At 71.3% G+C, this 17417-nt stretch carries 15 protein-coding genes and 1 pseudogene; 4 read left to right on the top strand and 12 right to left on the bottom strand.

Annotated elements, in window-relative coordinates; translation table 11 throughout:
• Positions 1 to 70: 70 nt before the first annotated feature.
• Positions 71 to 1393 (bottom strand): MFS transporter, encoded by a 1323-nt coding sequence (locus HC028_RS17000; RefSeq protein ID WP_168078305.1) that lies wholly within the window; start codon positions 1391 to 1393, stop codon positions 71 to 73.
• Positions 1394 to 1569: 176 nt separating this feature from the next.
• Here HC028_RS17000 and HC028_RS16995 point away from each other — a divergent pair, with 176 nt between their 5' ends.
• Entirely contained in the window at positions 1570 to 1719 is a 150-nt protein-coding gene (locus HC028_RS16995; RefSeq protein ID WP_168078304.1) for a hypothetical protein, read from the top strand.
• A 73-nt stretch (positions 1720 to 1792) separates the two neighbouring features.
• Here the strand turns inward: HC028_RS16995 and HC028_RS16990 are convergent, their stop codons facing one another.
• The 6 genes and pseudogenes from HC028_RS16990 to HC028_RS16970 form a co-directional block, all read right to left on the bottom strand.
• Positions 1793 to 3712, bottom strand: a complete 1920-nt coding sequence (locus HC028_RS16990) for an FUSC family protein (RefSeq protein WP_168078303.1) — start codon at positions 3710 to 3712, stop codon at positions 1793 to 1795.
• 211 nt (positions 3713 to 3923) lie between these two features.
• On the bottom strand, positions 3924 to 5462 hold the full coding sequence (locus tag HC028_RS16985; RefSeq protein WP_239075583.1) for an MFS transporter: 1539 nt from the start codon (positions 5460 to 5462) through the stop codon (positions 3924 to 3926).
• A 189-nt stretch (positions 5463 to 5651) separates the two neighbouring features.
• Positions 5652 to 6461, bottom strand: a complete 810-nt coding sequence (locus tag HC028_RS16980) for a DUF2267 domain-containing protein (RefSeq protein ID WP_168078302.1) — start codon at positions 6459 to 6461, stop codon at positions 5652 to 5654.
• Between the two features lie 56 nt (positions 6462 to 6517).
• Entirely contained in the window at positions 6518 to 6727 is a 210-nt protein-coding gene (locus HC028_RS27680; protein ID WP_239075584.1) for a hypothetical protein, read from the bottom strand.
• A 44-nt stretch (positions 6728 to 6771) separates the two neighbouring features.
• Positions 6772 to 6891, bottom strand: a pseudogene (locus tag HC028_RS28740) (hypothetical protein); the annotation flags it as partial.
• A gap of 20 nt (positions 6892 to 6911) precedes the next feature.
• Positions 6912 to 9077 carry a glycogen debranching N-terminal domain-containing protein gene (locus HC028_RS16970; RefSeq protein ID WP_168078300.1) on the bottom strand — a complete coding sequence of 722 codons (2166 nt, stop codon included), beginning with the start codon at positions 9075 to 9077 and terminating at the stop codon, positions 6912 to 6914.
• 95 nt (positions 9078 to 9172) lie between these two features.
• Between HC028_RS16970 and HC028_RS16965 the strand changes: the two genes are divergently transcribed.
• Positions 9173 to 10390 carry a substrate-binding domain-containing protein gene (locus HC028_RS16965; protein ID WP_168078299.1) on the top strand — a complete coding sequence of 406 codons (1218 nt, stop codon included), beginning with the start codon at positions 9173 to 9175 and terminating at the stop codon, positions 10388 to 10390.
• Positions 10391 to 10466: 76 nt separating this feature from the next.
• Here the strand turns inward: HC028_RS16965 and HC028_RS16960 are convergent, their stop codons facing one another.
• The 4 genes from HC028_RS16960 to HC028_RS16945 form a co-directional block, all read right to left on the bottom strand.
• A complete protein-coding gene (locus tag HC028_RS16960) occupies positions 10467 to 11306 on the bottom strand; it encodes a MetQ/NlpA family ABC transporter substrate-binding protein (RefSeq protein WP_168078298.1) in 840 nt (279 codons plus the stop codon).
• 37 nt (positions 11307 to 11343) lie between these two features.
• Positions 11344 to 12009, bottom strand: a complete 666-nt coding sequence (locus HC028_RS16955; protein WP_239075585.1) for a methionine ABC transporter permease — start codon at positions 12007 to 12009, stop codon at positions 11344 to 11346.
• On the bottom strand, positions 12006 to 12989 hold the full coding sequence (locus tag HC028_RS16950; RefSeq protein WP_168078297.1) for a methionine ABC transporter ATP-binding protein: 984 nt from the start codon (positions 12987 to 12989) through the stop codon (positions 12006 to 12008). The genes HC028_RS16955 and HC028_RS16950 overlap by 4 nt, the downstream gene beginning before the upstream one ends.
• Positions 12990 to 13239: 250 nt before the next feature.
• Positions 13240 to 13950: a TetR family transcriptional regulator gene (locus HC028_RS16945; RefSeq protein ID WP_203981437.1), complete on the bottom strand. Its 711-nt coding sequence runs from the start codon at positions 13948 to 13950 to the stop codon at positions 13240 to 13242.
• 153 nt (positions 13951 to 14103) lie between these two features.
• Between HC028_RS16945 and HC028_RS16940 the strand changes: the two genes are divergently transcribed.
• The gene (locus HC028_RS16940; protein ID WP_168078296.1) at positions 14104 to 14703 is read left to right on the top strand and encodes a hypothetical protein; all 600 of its coding nucleotides are present in this window, start codon (positions 14104 to 14106) and stop codon (positions 14701 to 14703) included.
• A gap of 206 nt (positions 14704 to 14909) precedes the next feature.
• The gene (locus tag HC028_RS16935; protein WP_239075586.1) at positions 14910 to 16169 is read left to right on the top strand and encodes a D-alanyl-D-alanine carboxypeptidase family protein; all 1260 of its coding nucleotides are present in this window, start codon (positions 14910 to 14912) and stop codon (positions 16167 to 16169) included.
• A gap of 3 nt (positions 16170 to 16172) precedes the next feature.
• Here the strand turns inward: HC028_RS16935 and HC028_RS16930 are convergent, their stop codons facing one another.
• Positions 16173 to 17339: a methyl-accepting chemotaxis protein gene (locus HC028_RS16930; protein WP_168078295.1), complete on the bottom strand. Its 1167-nt coding sequence runs from the start codon at positions 17337 to 17339 to the stop codon at positions 16173 to 16175.
• Between the last annotated feature and the right edge of the window lie 78 nt (positions 17340 to 17417).

Genomic DNA, 17417 nt, shown 5'->3' with positions numbered 1-17417 from the left:
TCAGCACCATAAAAAATGGGGCGCCCCGACAGGGCGCCCCATTTTTTATTTCCGACAACCGATGCGGAACTCAGGTCGTGACCGGGGCGGTCGGCTGACTCACGGGCACCGCGGACGTCGTTTCCGGGCGTCGCGGCATGAGGACCAGCGCACCCATGGCCAGCACGCAACAGATGATGATGTACCAGCTGATACTGGTGCTCGACCCGGTGCGTTGCATCAGGGCGGCCGCGATCAGCGGGGCCGGGCCGCCGGCGATTACCGACGCGAGGGCGTAGCCCATGCCGGCGCCGCTGTAGCGGACGTTGGTGCCGAAGGACTCCGCGATCAGCGCGGCCTGCGGCCCGTACTGGATGTCGTGCACCAGCAGGGACACCACGATGGCCAGCAGCACCAGCCCGGACGACCGGGTGTTCAGCAGGCCAAAGTATGGGAAGGCGTACAGGGCGGTGCATACGATGCCGATGCCGTACACCAGCCGGCGGCCGAAACGATCGGACAGGTAACCGAAGAGCGGCACGCTGATGATCCCCAGCGCCGCGGCGATGAGCGTGTCGTTGAGTAGTTCGCTGCGGGGAAGCTTCAGTTCCTTCGTACCGTAGGTCAACACGTACGTGATGAAGAGGTAGAACGGCGCCTGCTCTGACAGCCGAACGCACGCCGAGGTGAGGATCTCCCTCGGGTGGTTGCGGAAGGCCACCCACACCGGCTGTCGTTCGATCGACTGCTGCTGCTTGACCTCGGCGAAATCCGGGCTCTCCAGCACCCGCAGGCGTACCCAGAGCCCGATCGCGATCAGGACGGTGCTGAACAGGAACGGGACCCGCCAGCCCCAACTGGTGAAACCGTCGCCGCTGATGCCGCTGAACAGCCGGACCATGCTGGTCGACAGCAGCAGTCCGAGCGGTACGCCGAGCTGCGGCATGCTGGCCATGAGCCCACGGCGGGTGGTCTTGCCCCACTCCATGGCCAGGAGCACAGAGCCGCCCCACTCGCCGCCCACGCCGATGCCCTGGAGAAGTCTGAGCAGTGTGAGCAGGATCGGCGCGGCCACGCCGAGGGTGGAGTACCCGGGCAGCACGCCCATCAGGGTGGTCGCGATACCCATCAACAGCAGCGTGGTGACGAGGGTGGCCTTGCGGCCGATCCGGTCACCGAAGTGGCCGAAGATCGCCGCGCCGATCGGGCGCGCGGCGAAGCCGACGAACAGCGTCGTGAACGACGCCAGCACGCCGGCGCTCGGCGAGCTGTTCGGAAAGAACAGCGACGGGAACACCAGCGCCGCGACGGTGCCGTAGAGGAAGAAGTCGTACCACTCGATGGTCGTGCCGACGGTGCTTGCGATGACGGCGCGCCGGCGGTGGACGTTGTGGGGGAGGGTTTCACTGGACACGGCCGCCTCCAAGTTGGGTCAGCCATTGAGCACGCTCGGTCAGTAGCTCTGGAGCTTCTGATCTCGAAAGACGGTTGTCAATGTCAGTCACCCACACCTGTGATGCCTGCGCCCAGTGGTGTCATGGCTGCGCCGAGTGGTTGGGGCGCTGGTGGGTGTGCTCTGCGAGCGCCGATGTGATCGCTGTTTACCGGAGCGACTCCTCGTTCGACGCCCTCGCCGGCTCGCTGAACAACATGTTCAACTTCAGGAGCCCCAACGACCAGCAAATCCTGCTCGACCCGAACACCGGTGCCGTGGTCCACGGCGACCGCAACAACAACTGATCGCAACAACCGCGACTGCCGCCGGTACATCCCGTACCGGCGGCAGTTGTCATTCGCCGGGCCGGGCGCGGTGTCAACTGTTGGTTGACACCGCCCGGTCGGGTGGCGTCGAGGCGTGCGCGACGGCGGTGGACAGCGACGCGAGGGCTGCCGTTGCCCGTGGATAGCCCGGTACCTCCAGCGCTCCGGCGGCTGGCGCGGGACCGTCGCCGCCCACGGCGGAGGCGAGCTCCTCGAGGCGCTGCTCGACGCGGAGCGCCAGGTCGGCGGCTGGCGCGGGCCGGGCCTTCGGGTACGACAGGGCGAGGAACGCGAGCTCCTCGATGCCGACGGTCACCGGCCAGCGCAGGTCGGTGTCGGGGGAGGCTGACCGGTCGTCGGCGAGCGCGTCGGTGTGTACCGCGCGCAGCGTCACCAGGTCCGACTGCAGGCGGCGGCGCTCGTCGGCCACCCGCCGCCGGGTTCCGTCGCCGGTCCAGGTGGCGTGCAGCACCCGGCTGACCGAGCGCAGGGTCCGCGCCTGCACCTGGGGTAGCCGGGCGGCGGTGGCCCGTGGCCACAGCACCGCCCGCAGGATCAGCGCCAGCAGCGTGCCGACGAGGGTGTCGGCGAGCCGGCTGGAGAGGGCGTCGCCGAGGTCCGCGCCGGGCGCGCCCAGGTGGAACAGCACCAGCGCAAGCACGGTGATCCCGACGACGGCGAGCCCGTAGCTGGCGGTGATGACCATCTCCGAGGCGAACTGGATGAAGGCCACGCCCGCCACGATCACCGCCAGCGGCGGGTGCCAGCCGAACAGCGCGTACGTGAGGGCCACGCCGGCGACGGTGCCGGCGACCCGGTGCACCGACCGCCGCACGGTGCCGGCGGAGTTGGTGGCCAGCAGCACCGCCGAGGCGGTCAGGCCCACCCAGTACGAGTGGTCGAGCCCGAGCGCCCGGCCGAGGCCGGCGCCGGCCGCCACGGCGACCCCGAGGCGGACGGCTGCCGGGACGACGACGGAGTGCCGGCGTACGGCCGCCCGTAGCTGGGGGAGGAATCCCGGCCAGTCCGGCAGGCCGACGGGCTCGTCGCCGGGGGCGGTGGGAGCGGATCGGGCGAGGGCCGCCCGTACCCGCAGCACGGCCTCCCGGAGCACGGGGTCGCCGGAGTCGGGCAGCGGATCGTCGGGTACGGGCGCCCGGCCGACCGCCGGGCAGAGCGCCCGGACGCCCATGGCCCAGCCGGGGTCCAGCCTCGTGGAGGCCTCCACCTGCAGCGCGGCCTCGAGCAACGCCTCGGTGGCCATCACGGTGCGGGTGAGCCGGTGATCGGCGGGCAGCGCGCCCTGCATGACGACCCGGCGGGCCCGCCGCACCGCGGTCACCGCCGCGTGGCGGGCCGCCCGCGGATCCGACCGTCCGGCACTGGCGAGCAGCGAGGCCACCGCGGCGAGCGCCGCGCGTACCGCCCGGCGTTCCGGGGCGCGCGCCCGGCCGAGGACCGGTGACATGGTCACCAGCCAGCCGATCACGGCGCCGGTGGCGGTGAGCCCGGCGTTCCACACCGCCTCGCGCGGGCCCACCGGTATCCCGGTCGCGGCGAGGGTGGCCAGCACGATCAGGTACTCGCGGGGGAGTGGGACCTCGGCGGCCTGGCAGGCCAGTGACGCCACTGCGGCGACCGCGCCGGCGACGAGCGGGGCGAGCCAGCCCTGCGACGATGAGAGCCCACCGAGCAGCACCCCGGCGGTGAGGCCGGCGCCGATCCCGGCAACGAGCCGGGCACGGTACCGGTACGGCGCGTCAGGGGCGTAGAAACCGGCGAAACCGCCCATGGAGGCGAGCGCGCCCCAGGCAGGATGACCGGTGGCGGCCCCGATCGCGAGCGGCAGCGTCATGCTGAACATCGCTCGTATGGCGACCCGGAACCGGTGCGGTGCGACCGCGCGGATGGCCTCGGCAGTGGCGCGGACGCCGTCGACTGCCCGCCGCGCGGCGGTGGAGGGAGAAACCATGCTGCGCGGTCAGCTCCGCGTGGTGGGACGCGTCGCGCCGTCCTGGACAATACCTCGGGCGGTCACGAACAGGCCCTCCTTGTGCGAGCACGGGTGGCATGGATCCTGACGAAGGTACACCCGTCGTTGTCGCACCCTTACGGACCGGAGCGGAAACGGTTGTGCTCGTCTCACCTGTGCGGTGAGACGAGCACAAACCTGCGGTGATGGCTCAGCCGACGTGGACGGCACCGCCGTGGGTCGGCAGATCGTCCTTGCGGACCTTGATGAACGCCACGATCACCACGGCCGACAGGATCAGGGTCGCGGCGCCCCAGGCGAACGCGATCGTGTACCCGTGCACGAAGCCCTCCAGCGTCAGCTTGGCCTGAAGCTGCTGCGCCGCCTGCGGGCTGGCCGGCGGTGTGGTCGGCGCGTGGCCGGTCAGGTAGTTGGTGACCGCCGTGGTGTAGATGGTGTTCAGCAGCGCGATACCCAGCGAGCCGCCGACCTGCTGGGTGGCGTTGAGGGTGGCGCTGGCCGCGCCCGCGTCGTGCTCCGGCACGCCGACCAGAGCCAGGCTCGACAGCGGCACGAACGTGAACCCGAGGCCGAGGCCGAGGATCAGCTCCGCCGGCAGGACGTGCGTGGCGAAGCTGGTCGACACGCCGATCTGGGTCAGGTACAGCATGCCGGCAGCCGCGGTGACGCCGCCGATGACCATCGGCAGCTTCGGTCCGACCCGCGGTACGAGCTGGCTGGCCACGGCGGCGGCGATCATGACCCCGGCGGTGACCGGCAGCGAGGCGACGCCGGCCTTCAGCGGGGTGTAGTGCAGCACCGCCTGGAAGTAGAACGTGAGGAACAGGAACGTGCCCATCAGGCCGGCGCCGGTCAGCGTCGACGCCAGGTAGGCGCCGCCGCGGTTGCGGTCGAGCAGGATCCGCATCGGCAGCAGCGGGTTGGCCGAGCGCACCTCGATGACCACGAACGCGGCTAGCAGCACCACACCCGCGGCGATGAAGCCGAGCGTCGTGCCGGAGTTCCAGCCATGGTCGACGGCCTTGGTGAAGCCGTACACCAGCGAGACCAGGCCGGCGGTCGCGGTGATGGTGCCGGGTACGTCGTAGCGGGTGTTGCCGGTGGCGCGGCTCTCCCGTACCAGGGGAACCGCCAGCGCGACGGCGATCAGTGCGATCGGAATGTTGACCAGCAGGCACCAGCGCCAGTTCGCGTACTCGGTCAGCACGCCACCCAGCAGCAGGCCGACGGCGGAGCCGCCACCGGCGATCGCGCCGTAGACGGCGAAGGCCTTGGCCCGCTCCTTGGCGTCGGTGAACAGGACGGTCAGCAGGGCCAACGAGGCCGGTGCGAGCAGCGCGCCGAACGCGCCCTGCAGGGCCCGCGCGGCGAACAGCAGTTCGCCGTTGGTGGCGAGGCCGCCCAGCGCCGACGCGAGAGCGAAGCCGATCGAGCCGACGACGAAGGTGCGCTTGCGGCCCCAGTAGTCGGCGATCCGGCCGCCGAGCAGGAGCAGGCCGCCGAAGGCGAGCGTGTAGGCGGTGATCACCCACTGCCGGTCGGCGTCGGTGATCTTCAGGCTCTGCTGCGCCTGGGGGAGGGCGATGTTCACGATGGTGGCGTCGAGAACCACCATGAGCTGCGCGATCGCGATGACGCTGAGCGCGATCCAGCGGCGTGGGTCGGGTGGCGGTGGGGTGCCCGGTGCGGACTTCGGCGTTGCGAGTTCTTCGGATAAGGAGCCGGGCACGAGTGTCCTCACTGTCGTAGGCGGGGTGTCCACTGGGATCGGGAGCCCGGCCGATGATTCGCTCGCGCCGGCGCGGGCCGCCCCGCACGGAAACGGGCGCGGGGCCGAGTCGACCTTACCGGCGGGTCAGCGTGACGGCGGTGTATTTATGGTGCGAGCGAGGTGTGGTGTACGCCATCGCCAGGCTGATCACGCCTGCGCCACCAAGGTTCGGTACTCGACCGGGAGCTGCGAGATCGTGTCGCTGAACTCCTTGTCGCCGACGACGTCGTGCAGCACGGACAGCACCGCCCGGGCGTGCTGCTCGGCCTCCGCGCGGGAGACGCCTTCGCGTTTGGTGATCTCTTCGACGAAAGCGTCGAGAGACAGGGGCAGCGCCCGCCCCCTGCTGCGGGTGAGGCCCCGGTCGAGCGCTGGGCGCAGCTCATAGGGCAGGAACGGCCGCATATCCTCGAGCTGGCCGTCGGTTACCCGCATCGCGAGCACCTCGAGGACCGACTCGGCCGCCCGCTTCGCGCGCTCGGTGTCGAGTCCGGCCCGCTCGGCGACCCGGCTGATGAACCCGTCGAGGGAGACCGGCCCGCGGAACGGGGGCTCGTCCTCCCTGGGCCGGGGCGGTGCCTGCGCAACGGCCGCCTCGATGAGTGACACGAACTCGCCGGGCAACTGGGCCTGCATGTCGGCGAACTCCTTGGGGCCGACGGCGGTCCAGAGCGTAGCCAGGACGGCGCGGGTCACCCGCTCCGCGGTCGACCGGTCGACTCCCAGCAGGTTTTCCAGACGGTTCAGGTACCCGTCCAGGTCGTAGGTCGCCTGCGGGCCCTGGTGCAGCGCGCACCGGCGCAGCTGCACCGGAAGCCGCGCGGCGATGTCCTCCGCCTGCCCCTGCGAGACGCGCTGGAGCAGCGTGTTCAGGGTGGTGCAGGTGAACTGTTCGGCCTGTTCGTGCGGGAGCTGAGCCAGTTGCTCGACCGACAGGATGAAGGTCTCGTAGTTCACGGCCGGTCCTCCTATGGGTGCGTCCGGCAGTGTCCTCACCTCCACCGTACGCGGGCCTACCCGACCGCGCGGTCAACCGCCTCGGCGAGCGCGTCGACGCGGTCGAAGCCGGCGAGGTGGCTGGTCACGTACGCGAAGGCGTAGCCACGGGCCGGATGGGCGTACCCGCCGCTGCCGCCCATGCCCCGACTGCCGTCGTCCTCGAGTTGCATGCCGAGTGTCCACCGCACCGGGCGCTCCAGCAGCACGTCGTGTCCGGCGCCCACGGCCGCCGGTGGCCGGCGTCCTGCCAGCCACCGTGGACCTCCACGACCGGCCGGCCCTCGTGGATGACCGCGAGGGCCGCGCCGGTATCGGCGCCGCTGTCGAACAACTGCGCGAACACGTCGCGTACGGCTGCGAAACGGGTGTCGGTGTGACCGCCGATCATCGGCTGAGCTTAAGGCCCGGTCAGCGCACGACCACCTCAATTCCGGGCGGGGCCTGGAGTACCGTCGTCCGTCCCTGCGCGTCCACCCGCGCCGCGAGGCAGCCGCCGCCGATCCGTACGCCGTGCACCTCGAACGCCCCGACCGGCGAGGGAGTGACCGGAGAGAGGGTGATGCGGCCGGCCGGGATGTCGGCGTCGATGCCGAGCAGGACCCGGGCGAGGGAGGGGCCGACGGCCGCCGCCCACGCCTGCGGCCGGCAGGAGGCGGGGTAGGGCACCGGTGGCAACGGTGGGGTGGCGCGCTCGCCGCCGTACAGTTCCGGCAGCCGGTAGTCGAACGACGGCGCCGCGACGATCAGTCCGGTGAGCAGGTCGGCGGCCTGCCGGCCCAGCCCCGCGCGGCCGAGCCCCATGGCGGCGATGGCGGTGTCGTGCGGCCACACCGAGCCGGCGTGGTAGGACAGCGGGTTGAACCCGGCCGCCGAGTCGGCCAGGGTGCGCACCCCGTACCCGGAGGACAGCGACGGGGAGCCGAGCCGCCGGGCGACGATGGCCTCCTCGTCGGCGCTCAGGATTCCGGTGCCGACCAGGTGGCCCATGTTGGACGCCGGTCCGTCGACCGCCCGCTTACGGCCGTCGAGCGCGATCGCGGGGTACATCCCGTCCCGGTCGGGCAGCCAGTACCTGTCCCGGAACCGGGCAGCCAGGTCGGCCGCCCACTGCCGCCACTTGTCGGCGTCGGGGTGGCCGTACGCGTCCAGCAGCGCGGCGCCGTCGACGGCGGCCCGGTACGCGTACCCCTGCACCTCCGCCAGGGCGAGGGGGCTGTCGGCCATCTCGCCGTTGGCCCACTGCACCCCGTCGGAGGAGTCCTTCCAGCCCTGGTTGATCAGGGCAGTGCCAGTCGGGACGTACTCGATGAGCCCGTCGCCGTCCGGGTCGCCGTGGCTGCTCAGCCACTCCAGGGCCCGTGCCGCGGCGGGTACGAGGGGGCCGACCTCGTCGGCGGGCATGCCCCAGCGCCACGCCTCGGCCAGCGCCACGACGAACAGCGGCGTGGCGTCGACGGTGCCGTAGTACACGGGCGGCAGCCAGTACGCCGCGTCGGCCGGGCGTACCTCGTGCAGGATCTTGCCCGGCGCCTCCTCCCGTTCGTGGTCGACCCGGGTGCCCTGCCGTCGGGCGAGAGTGCGCAGCGTGCCGGCGAGCATCTCGTAGCCGAGGGGCAGCGACATCAGCGCCGACCACAGGGCGTCGCGGCCGAACAGGGTCAGGTACCACGGGCTGCCGGCGGCGAAGTAGCTGTCGCCCGCGTCGGCCGGGTCGCATAAGCGCAGCGCGTCAAGGTCGGCCACGCTGCGCCGGACCAGTTGGTCGGCGCGATGGTCGGCGGCGCGGATGCGGAGCGGGTCGGCGTGCCACGGCGCCGGCCCGGCCGGCCGCATCGGCCAGAACCCGTCGCGGCGTGCGGTGTCCACGGCGGCCGCCGGGTCCGCCGGGTCCGCCGGGTCCGCCGGGGCCGCCGGGGCCGGGCGCCCGCGCAACCGGGCGGTCAGCTTGGCGGTCCAGGAGGCGCCGGCGGCGATCTCGACGCGCCATCGCAGCCGTCCGGCGCGGGCGTCCACCTGGGGCGGCGGGTACGCGACGAGGGTGGCGCAGGTCCCGTCCTCGGCGGTCCAGCCGAGGCCCGAGCCCACCTCGACGGCGGGCAGCAGCGCGCACTGCTCACCGGCCTTGACCCGGCCGATGGGGGCGAGGTCGGTGCCGGCGTGGACCGCGATCTCGGCGACGATCGGGCTGTGTGAGGAGTTGTCCACCCGGATGGTCTCGGTGCCGGCGTCGGCGCCCACGTGTCGCCGCCGCTCACAGGTCACCGTCGGGTCGGGGCGAGGGTCGCCCAGTCCGCGCACCACCGCGAGGAAGCGGGCGTCGGCCGGTGACGTGGATCCGGTCGAGATTGGACTGGGTGCCTCGCCGGCCACCGTCACCCGCAGCCGTGCCAGTACCCGGCGGTCAGCGACGTAGAGGCCATCGACGCCGCCGAGGAGGTCGCCCTGCCGGGGGGAGGCCCACAGCACGGGCGCGCACAAGCAGGTGACGTGCTCGTGCAGGTACGGCTGCCGTAACCCGGTCACCGCCGGGGTCGCCGTCGCGCCGTCAATGGGTATCGGCTGTGTTTCGGTCATGGTCACCCCTTGACACCGCCATCAGGCGGGGGCAATCTCCCGGGTATCAATTTGAACGATCAAATTGAGGCCCCACGGTAGCTGATCCCCCAGCCGTGTTGGAAGTCCCGGGAGTCGATGTGTTCGAGCAGGGCAGCGGCGATGAGAATCGCGGCGCGTCGATGGCGAGCATTGCCGATGTCGCCGTCGCCGCCGGTGTCTCCCGGCAGACGGTCTCGAATGTCTTCAACGCACCGCACCGGGTACGCAAGGAGACCCGGGTGCGGGTGGAAGCGGCGATCGAGGCGCTCGGCTACCAGCCGAACCGCGCGGCCCAGGCGTTGCGCGCTCAGGCGTCGCGGGTCATCGGCATCCGCATCGAATCCATCCAGGCCGACTCTCTGACGACCGTCCACGACCGGTTCCTGCACGCCCTCGCCGAGGCCGTGCAGGCCATCGACCACCACCTGCTGGTGTTCGCCGCGGACGATCCGGACGACGAGATCGGCACCTACAGCCGGCTGCATCGCACGGGGGCCGTCGACGCGTTCGTGCTCTACGGAATCGACGAAGGCGATGCCCGTCCGGCGCAGATGCTGCGCCTCGGCGCGCCGTTCGCGACCTTCGGCCGGACCGGCCACGACGTCGACCACCTGTGGGTCGACGTTGACGACGAGTCCGGTGGCGCCGCCGTGGCGCAGCATCTGGTGGCCCGGGGACACCGGCGCATCGGGTACATCGGCTTCCCGGAAGGCTCCAGCGTCGGTGAGCGCCGGGTCACCGGCCTGCGCGGCGTGCTCGACAAGCACGGCCTGTTGGGCGAGTCCGCCGGCCTGGACCTGCGCGGCCAGGACGAGGTCGCCAACGGCGCCCGTCTCGCGGCGGTTCTGCTGGACCGACCCGACCCGCCGACCGCGGTCGTCGCGGCGAGCGACACGCTCGCCGTTGGCGTCGCGCAGGCGGCCCGCACCCGTGGCCTGGTCATCGGCCGGGACCTGGCTCTTGTCGGCTTCGACGACACCCCCACGGCCGGAGTGTTCGACCTGTCAAGCGTCCGCCAGCCGATCGAGGCAGTCGCCCGTTGTATCGTGCGCGCGCTGCTGCCCGGACTGCCGGCCGGTCGTTCTCAGGTGCCCGCGTGCGCCGAACAGTCCACTCCGCAACCACCTCACGGTCGACTGCTGGCACCCACCCTCGTGGTGCGCGCCTCCAGCGCGGCCACCACCCAGGGCCGCGCCTCCAGCACGGCCACCACCCAGGGCCGCGCCTCCAGCACGGCCACCACCCAGGGCCGCGCCTCCAGCGCGGCCACCACCCAGGGCATCAAGGGGTGACGGTGACGCCCGTGCCGGCTCGGAGAGTTGCTCCCGGGCCGGCACGGGTACCGCGCGATTAGCGCGATTAGCGCGATTAGAAGGCCGCGATGACCGAACCCTTGTACTTGTCCTCGATGAACTTCTTCACCTCGGCGGAGTGCAGCAGCTTCTCCAGCTTCACCACCCGTGGGTCGTTCTCGCTGCCGGTACGCACGACGACGATGTTCGCGTACGGGTTGTTGTCGGCGCTCTCGATGGCCAGCGCGTCCTTCGACGGCGTCAGGTTGGCCTGGATGGCGTAGTTGCCGTTGATCACCGACAGGGCGACGTCGTCGAGGCTGCGCGGCAGCTGCGGCGCCTCCAGCGGCTTGATCTGGAGCTTCTTGGGGTTGTCGGTGATGTCCTGCTCGGTCGCCTTTACCCCGACGCCGTCCTTGAGCTTGATCAGGCCCTTGGCGGCGAGCAGGTTGAGCGCCCGGCCCCCGTTGGTCGCGTCGTTCGGGATCGCCACCACGGCGCCCTGCGGCACGGCGTCCAGGCTCTTGACCTTCTTGGAGTAGACGCCGAGCGGCTCGAGGTGCACCGGCTTGAGGGCGGTGAACTTGTACCCCTTGGACTGCATCTGGTCCTGCAGGTACGGCACGTGCTGGAAGTAGTTCGCGTCCAGGTTCTTGTCCGCGAGGGCGGCGTTGGGCTGCACGTAGTCGTTGAACTCGACGATGTCGAGCTTCAGCCCTTCCTTGGCGGCCAGGTTGTCCTTGACGTACTTGAGGATCTCGCCGTGCGGGACCGGGCTGACGCCGACCTTCAGTACGGCGTCGGGGCTGGCGCCGGAGTCGGACGAGCCGGCGTTGTCGGCCGCCTTCGAACCGCAGGCCGCGAGGCCGAGCGTCAGCGCGGCTGCGGCGAGGGTGACGGATAGGGTGCGTCGCACGGGTTACCTCTCCTACTTGCTTACTTGTCCTACTTGCTTACTTGCGGGACAGCCACCGGACGATCAGGTCGCCCAGTGACTGGATGAGCTGCACGAACACGACGAGCAGCACGACGGTGGCGACCATGACGGTGTTCTCGAACCGCTGGTAGCCGTAGCGGATGGCCAGGTCGCCGAGGCCGCCGCCGCCGACGGTGCCGGCCATGGCGGAGTAGCCGATCAGCGCGATGACGGTGATGGTGAGGCCGGCGACGAGACCCGGCCGGGCCTCGCGCAGCAGGACCTTGAAGACGATCTCGGTACGGGAGGCGCCCATCGCCCGGGCGGCGGCGATCACGTCGCGGTCCACCTCGCGGATCGCCGTCTCCACGATGCGGGCGAAGAACGGGATCGCCGCCACCGTCAGCGGCACGATCGCGGCCTCGGTGCCGATGGTCGTGCCGACCAGCGCCCGGGTGAACGGGATGATCGCCACCAGCAGGATGATGAACGGCAGCGAGCGTCCGATGTTGATGAGGATGCCGAGTACGAGGTTGACCGGGCGGGTGGCGAGCAGGCCGCCCCGTCCGGTGAGGACCAGGAGGACGCCGAGCAGCAGCCCGCCGACAGCGGTGAGCGCGCTGGAGACCGCCACCATGTAGCCGGTCTCGATGCTCGCCTGCCACAGCAGGGGCTGGATCTCCGCCCACGTCATCGGGGTCATCGCGCCACCTCCACGCTCAGGCCCGCGTCGCGCAGGTGTCGCAGCGGTGCGGCGTTGGCCTCGGCGCTGCCGGGCAGCGCGATCCGCAGCCGCCCGACCTGGCCGTCGGCGAGCGTCTCGATCGTCCCGGCGAGGATGCTGGCGTCGACGTCGTAGCGGCGTACGAGGTCGGCGACGAACGATTGGCCGACGGCGTCGTCGGTGAGGGTCACGTCGACGATGGTCGTGTCCGGCAGGTCCGGCGGTGTGCCGAGCCGGAAGATCTCCTGCCCCAGCGCAGAGCCCGGTCGGGCGAGCAGGTCGCGTACCCGGCCCGCCTCGATGACCCGGCCCTCGCGCATCACGGCGGCCGAGTCGCAGATCCGCTTGACCACCTCCATCTCGTGGGTGATCAGCAGGATCGTCAGGCCGAGGCGCTGGCTGAGATCGCGCAGCAGGTCCAGGATCGAGGTGGTCGTCTCCGGGTCGAGCGCCGACGTCGCCTCGTCGGACAGGAGGACGGTGGGGCGTCCGGCCAGGGCCCGGGCGATGCCGACCCGCTGCTTCTGGCCGCCGGACAGCTGCGCCGGGTATGCGTGCGCCCGGTCGCCCAGTCCCACGAGGTCGAGCAGTTCGGCGACGCGCTGGGCCCGCTCGCGCCGGGGTACGCCCATGACTTCGAGTGGGAAGGCCACGTTGCCGGCGGCCGTACGCGACGACAGCAGCGCGAAGTGCTGGTGGATCATGCCGATGCGCTGCCGCTGCCGGCGTAGCCGCCGCTCGGGAAGGGCCGTCAGGTCGACGCCGTCGACGGTGACGCTGCCGGCGTCGGGGCGCTCCAGCAGGTTGACGCAGCGCAGCAGGGTGCTCTTGCCGGCGCCGCTGCGGCCGAGCACGCCGTACACCTCGCCCTGGCGTACCTCCAGATCCACGCCGTCGACGGCAAGGACCGTGCGACCACGGGAGTGATAGGCCTTACGCAGGCCCTCGATCTGAATCACGGATCTTCCTGTTGGAATCGGGACAAAACGTGCGGAATGTCGCCGACGTTAACAGGTGCCGCTGCACACCAGGAGGTAGTCGACGCAACGGCGTCGAATGAGGTGGATACTCCGGCGCATGACGATTAACGTAGCGTGACGGAAAGGTCTCACGCAGCTGAACGTCGGCGAGATCACAAGCGTCCTCCCGTGATCGCGAAACCTGGGGTCGTCATAGCGACCTCAGTGCTCCGTGATCATGGAGAAGGTCTCAGCGGTCCTGGGTAGCGCGGGTGGCTGCCTGGACCTGCTGCGCCACCCGCCACATCGGCGTGCCGCGCGGCATGACGACGACCACCACGTCATCGGGATCGTCATCGTCGGCAGGCCGACCCGGACCACCAGACAGCCAGGGGCCGATCACCGCGGTGACGGAGCGGAGCGCCTCCTCGAGGCGCGGATGCGGATCGCCGACGCCGCCGGCCCGCAGCCACTCCCTCAGCACATGGTTGTGCGCGGCGACCACCGCCGCCGCCGCGACCTCGTCGCGCAGGCGCGCGGAGTCGGTGCCGTCCGACCGCCTGTGCAGGAACTGTGTGAAGACCCGCTGGTAGCGGCTGATGGCGGTGATCTCACGCTCCCGTAGCGGTTCGACGGACCTGGTCAGCCGGTAGCGCCGGACGGCGGTCGCGGGGTCGTCGGCGTACATGGCCAGCACCAGGTGCGCGGCGCGGCCGATCACGTCGATGGCGGGGTCCGTCGCGTTCGCTGTGCGCAGGAACTCCTCGGTCCGGGCGAGGTACGCGTCGTGGTCGGGGAAGACCGCGTCTTCCTTGCTGCGGAAGTGGCGGAAGAAAGTACGCCGGGCCACGCCCGCCCGCGCGGCGATCGCGTCGACGGTGGTGTCGTCGTACCCCCGGGCGGCGAACAGTTCGATGGCGGCGGCGGTCAGATCCTGGCGGACGTGGCGTTGACCGGCCATCCGTGACCTCCCATCGGCTGCGGGGTCGCGCTGCTCGCGCGGCGTGAACCGTAACACCGGGGTTTCCCTGTGGCACCCGGTGCCGTAGATTCTGACACCAAGGGTCGCATGCATGTCATTGCGTCGATACATTCGGGTGAAAGGTCTGTCTCAGTGCCACGGACCAATCTGCTCACCGCCCACCCGCACCACCGGGTCCGGCGGGTACATCCGGATGTCGCCGCACCAGGGCTGTCCGACTGGGACGGCATCAGCACCCTGGTGGCCGACGGCGACCTCCGCGGACGCGCGCTGCTCGGCGACGATCCGGCCCTCGGTCCGGCCGGCGGGGCGCATGCGTACCTGCTCATCGAGGTGGCCGAGCCGCTGATGGTCCGGCAACCGCTGACCGGCCGGATCGACGAGTTGCAGGTCGAGCTGCTCATCCTGCGCGGCTTCAGCCGGTACCTGCCGGGCGCTGACGTGCCCGCGCCGAGTTCGCGGTGGGTGCTCGACCACCGCGCCGCGGGCCTGGAACTTCGCGACGCCGCCGGCAACCTGTGGGCACGGGTACCCGCCGACCCCGACCCGGAGTGGCTCGCGGCCGCCGGTCGGGACGGCCACGTCGTGGTGCTCTACGGCGCCTGGCTCGGCGTCCGTACCCCATCGGGTGTCCGCGACAGCCAGTACGGCCCGGCGCAGCGCGCGGCCGAACTGCGGGCGGCGCGCCCGCGGGGGCACGTCGCGGTCGCGGCGGTGCCCTGGCGGGCGTAGGACTTCCTCCGCCGTCCGGTTTGGACCGCCGCCAGCGGGTGAGTAGGCGGCCGAGCGCCGTCCACTGACGGGGCCGGGGCGCGGGGGAGGGGTTTTCGGTGAGCGCGAGGAGTGAGCGAAGCGAGCCCCGCAGTCGCGAACATGTCGGCTCGGTGAGCGCGAGGAGTGAGCGAAGCGAGCCCCGCAGTCGCGAACATGTCGCCTCGGTGACGGACACGGTACGGCCGGTTTCGCATCGGCGCCCCCGACGGCGCCTGCCCGCACCGGTACTGGCGGTCGTCATCCTGCTGGCGGTGCTGGTGGTGCTGGTGGTGCTCGCCGGGGTCCAGTTGGCGCGGCCGCTGCCGCGCGGCGTGCTGCACCTGGCGGTGCCGGCGTCGCTCACCGTGCCCGGCCAGGCGCCCGACCTGCCCTGGCCGGTGCAGGGCCAGGGCCGCCTGGACGTCGAGGGCGTCGGTACGCTCGGCGCGTTCGGCGACGGCAAGCCGGTGCCGATCGGCAGCGTCGCCAAGGTGATGACGGCGTACGTGGTGCTGTCCGATCATCCGCTCGACGCCGGCCAGCCGGACCCGAAGATCACTGTGAGCCCGACCGACGTGGCCGACTACCAGTCGCGGGCCGGCAGTGACGAGTCGCTGGTGGAGGTGGCAGCCGGGCAGGACCTGACCGAGCGGGAGGCGCTGCAGGCGCTACTGCTGCCGTCGGCCAACAACGTCGCGCAGATGCTGGCCAGGTGGGACGCCGGCAGCCTCGACGCGTTCGTGGCCAAGATGAACGCGACGGCCGTGAGCCTCGGGTTGTCCGCCACGCGCTACACCGACCCGAGCGGGCTGGATCCCGGCACGGTCAGCACCGCTGCCGACCAGACCGTCCTCGCCGAGCGCGCGCTGCGGATACCGGCCTTCGCGGAGATCGTCGCGCTGCCAACCGCGACCCTGCCCGTCGTCGGCGCGGTGACCAACTGGAACAGCCTGCTCGGCACGGACGGCGTGGTCGGGGTCAAGACGGGAACCACCGCCGAGGCCGGAGGCAACCTGGTGTTCGCCGCCCACGTGGCGGTGGCGGGCCGGACGCTGACGCTGGTGGGCGCGGTGTTCGGGCAGCCCGGATCCGACACCCCGGAGCAACTGGCCGCCGTCAACGACGCCACCCGCAAGCTTCTCGCCGCCGCCCGGCAACTGGTCGGAATGCAGACCGTCCTGCCCGCCGGCGCGGTGGGCCAGATCCGTGCCGCCTGGGGCCGATCGGTACCGGTGCGTGCCGTGACGTCGTTGCAGATCGTCGGCTGGCCGGGGCTCACCGTCCGGGTCCAGACGCGCACCACGAAGGTCGATCGCGTACGGGGCGGGCAGCAGGTCGGTACGGTCACCGTGCGAAACGGCTCCGGCAGCGCCACCGCCCCGCTGCGGGCGGGTGGGGCGCTGCCGGAGCCGTCGCTGTGGTGGCGGCTTGCCCGTACGAACTAGGGGTCAGGGCGCCTTGGCGCCGACCGCCGCGATGGCCCTGATCGGGCCGGTTACCCAGCGCTCCGCGGCGGGGGCGGGCTTGAGCTTGTACGCGGCCACGACCCGCTGCAGGTTGTCGGAGTTGGCGCGAAGCTCGTCGGTCGAGCGCCGGGCGTCCTCGGCCGTCCGGACGTTCCGGTCGGAGATCGACGCCATCGCGGCCAGCGCGCGCCGTACCTCGCCGAGCTGGTACGCCAGGCTGGGCGGTCCGACGGTCGGGTCGATCCGGCGGACCGCCTGCTCGATGGCGTCGAGTGAGGCGCGGGTGACCTGGGCCGAGTGGATGAGCTGATCGCCGACAGTCTCCACGAACCGGGAGGTCTCGGAGATACGGTCGGCGCCCGCGACGACGCGGGCGAGTCCGGTGTTGAGGTCGTCGACCGCGGTGTTGATCGACTCCTTGATCGCGTTGAACTCCCCGTCGTACGTGCCGTCCATCGAGACCGTCAGGTTGCCGGCGGCCACCTCGCTGAGCACCGAGGTCGCGCGGACCACCGGCCTTACGATGCCGCGGGACGCGAAGTGCAGTCCGGTCAGCAGTCCGGCGATGAGCGCGGCGCCGACCACGACGATGATGACCTGCTCCTGGCGGACCTGCCGCTCCTGGTCGGCGACCAGGCGCAGCTGCTGCGCGTGGAGGTCAGCGACGATCTTGTCGATCAGGTCGGTCGGCGCGCGGTCCTGGCCCTTCACCGCCGCGTCGGCGGCCTTGTAGTCGCTTCCCTTGCTCGCGATGAAGGCGTCGTAGGCGCTCTGGTACTTGCCGCCCAGCGCGGAGTGCTGGTCCCGGAACTTCTGGATCTCGGCGCTGATGTTCGGATCGGTGACCTGGGTGTCCAGCCTGGCCGCCAGGTCCTGGACGGTCGCCTCCTGGGCTTTGAACTGCTGGGTGTACTTCTGCAGATCGGCCGGGTCGGAGCCGCGAAGCAGGATGTCCTTCCACTCCTGGACCTGCTTCTTGAACGCGACCTGCATCGCCCGCGCGTCCTGGCCCGCCTGGACGGTGCCCGTCAGGATCCCGTCGTACCGGTTGGACATGGAGTTCACCAGCATGAAGAGCGCGACGACAGCCACCAGGCAGGCCGCCACGGCCCCGGTCACCATCAGCCGCAGCCTTGTCGCCAAAGCCAACTGTCGAACCTTTCCTCGTCGACGCCGAGCCCTCATCGGCCTTCCGTCCCGTTTGGGAGGGAATCCGCCGAGTTCTCC

Source organism: Planosporangium flavigriseum, assembly GCF_011947225.1.
GTDB classification, from domain to species: domain Bacteria; phylum Actinomycetota; class Actinomycetes; order Mycobacteriales; family Micromonosporaceae; genus Planosporangium; species Planosporangium flavigriseum.
This window is presented reverse-complemented; position numbering and strand designations above follow the sequence as displayed.

Excerpts from the sequence above, each read along its gene's own strand:
- HC028_RS16990 (WP_168078303.1), bottom strand. The coding sequence starts at position 3,712 with ATGGTTTCTCCCTCCACCGCCGCGCGGCGGGCAGTCGACGGCGTCCGC.
- HC028_RS16970 (WP_168078300.1), bottom strand. The coding sequence starts at position 9,077 with ATGACCGAAACACAGCCGATACCCATTGACGGCGCGACGGCGACCCCG.
- HC028_RS16955 (WP_239075585.1), bottom strand. The coding sequence starts at position 12,009 with ATGACCCCGATGACGTGGGCGGAGATCCAGCCCCTGCTGTGGCAGGCG.
- HC028_RS16945 (WP_203981437.1), bottom strand. The coding sequence starts at position 13,950 with ATGGCCGGTCAACGCCACGTCCGCCAGGATCTGACCGCCGCCGCCATC.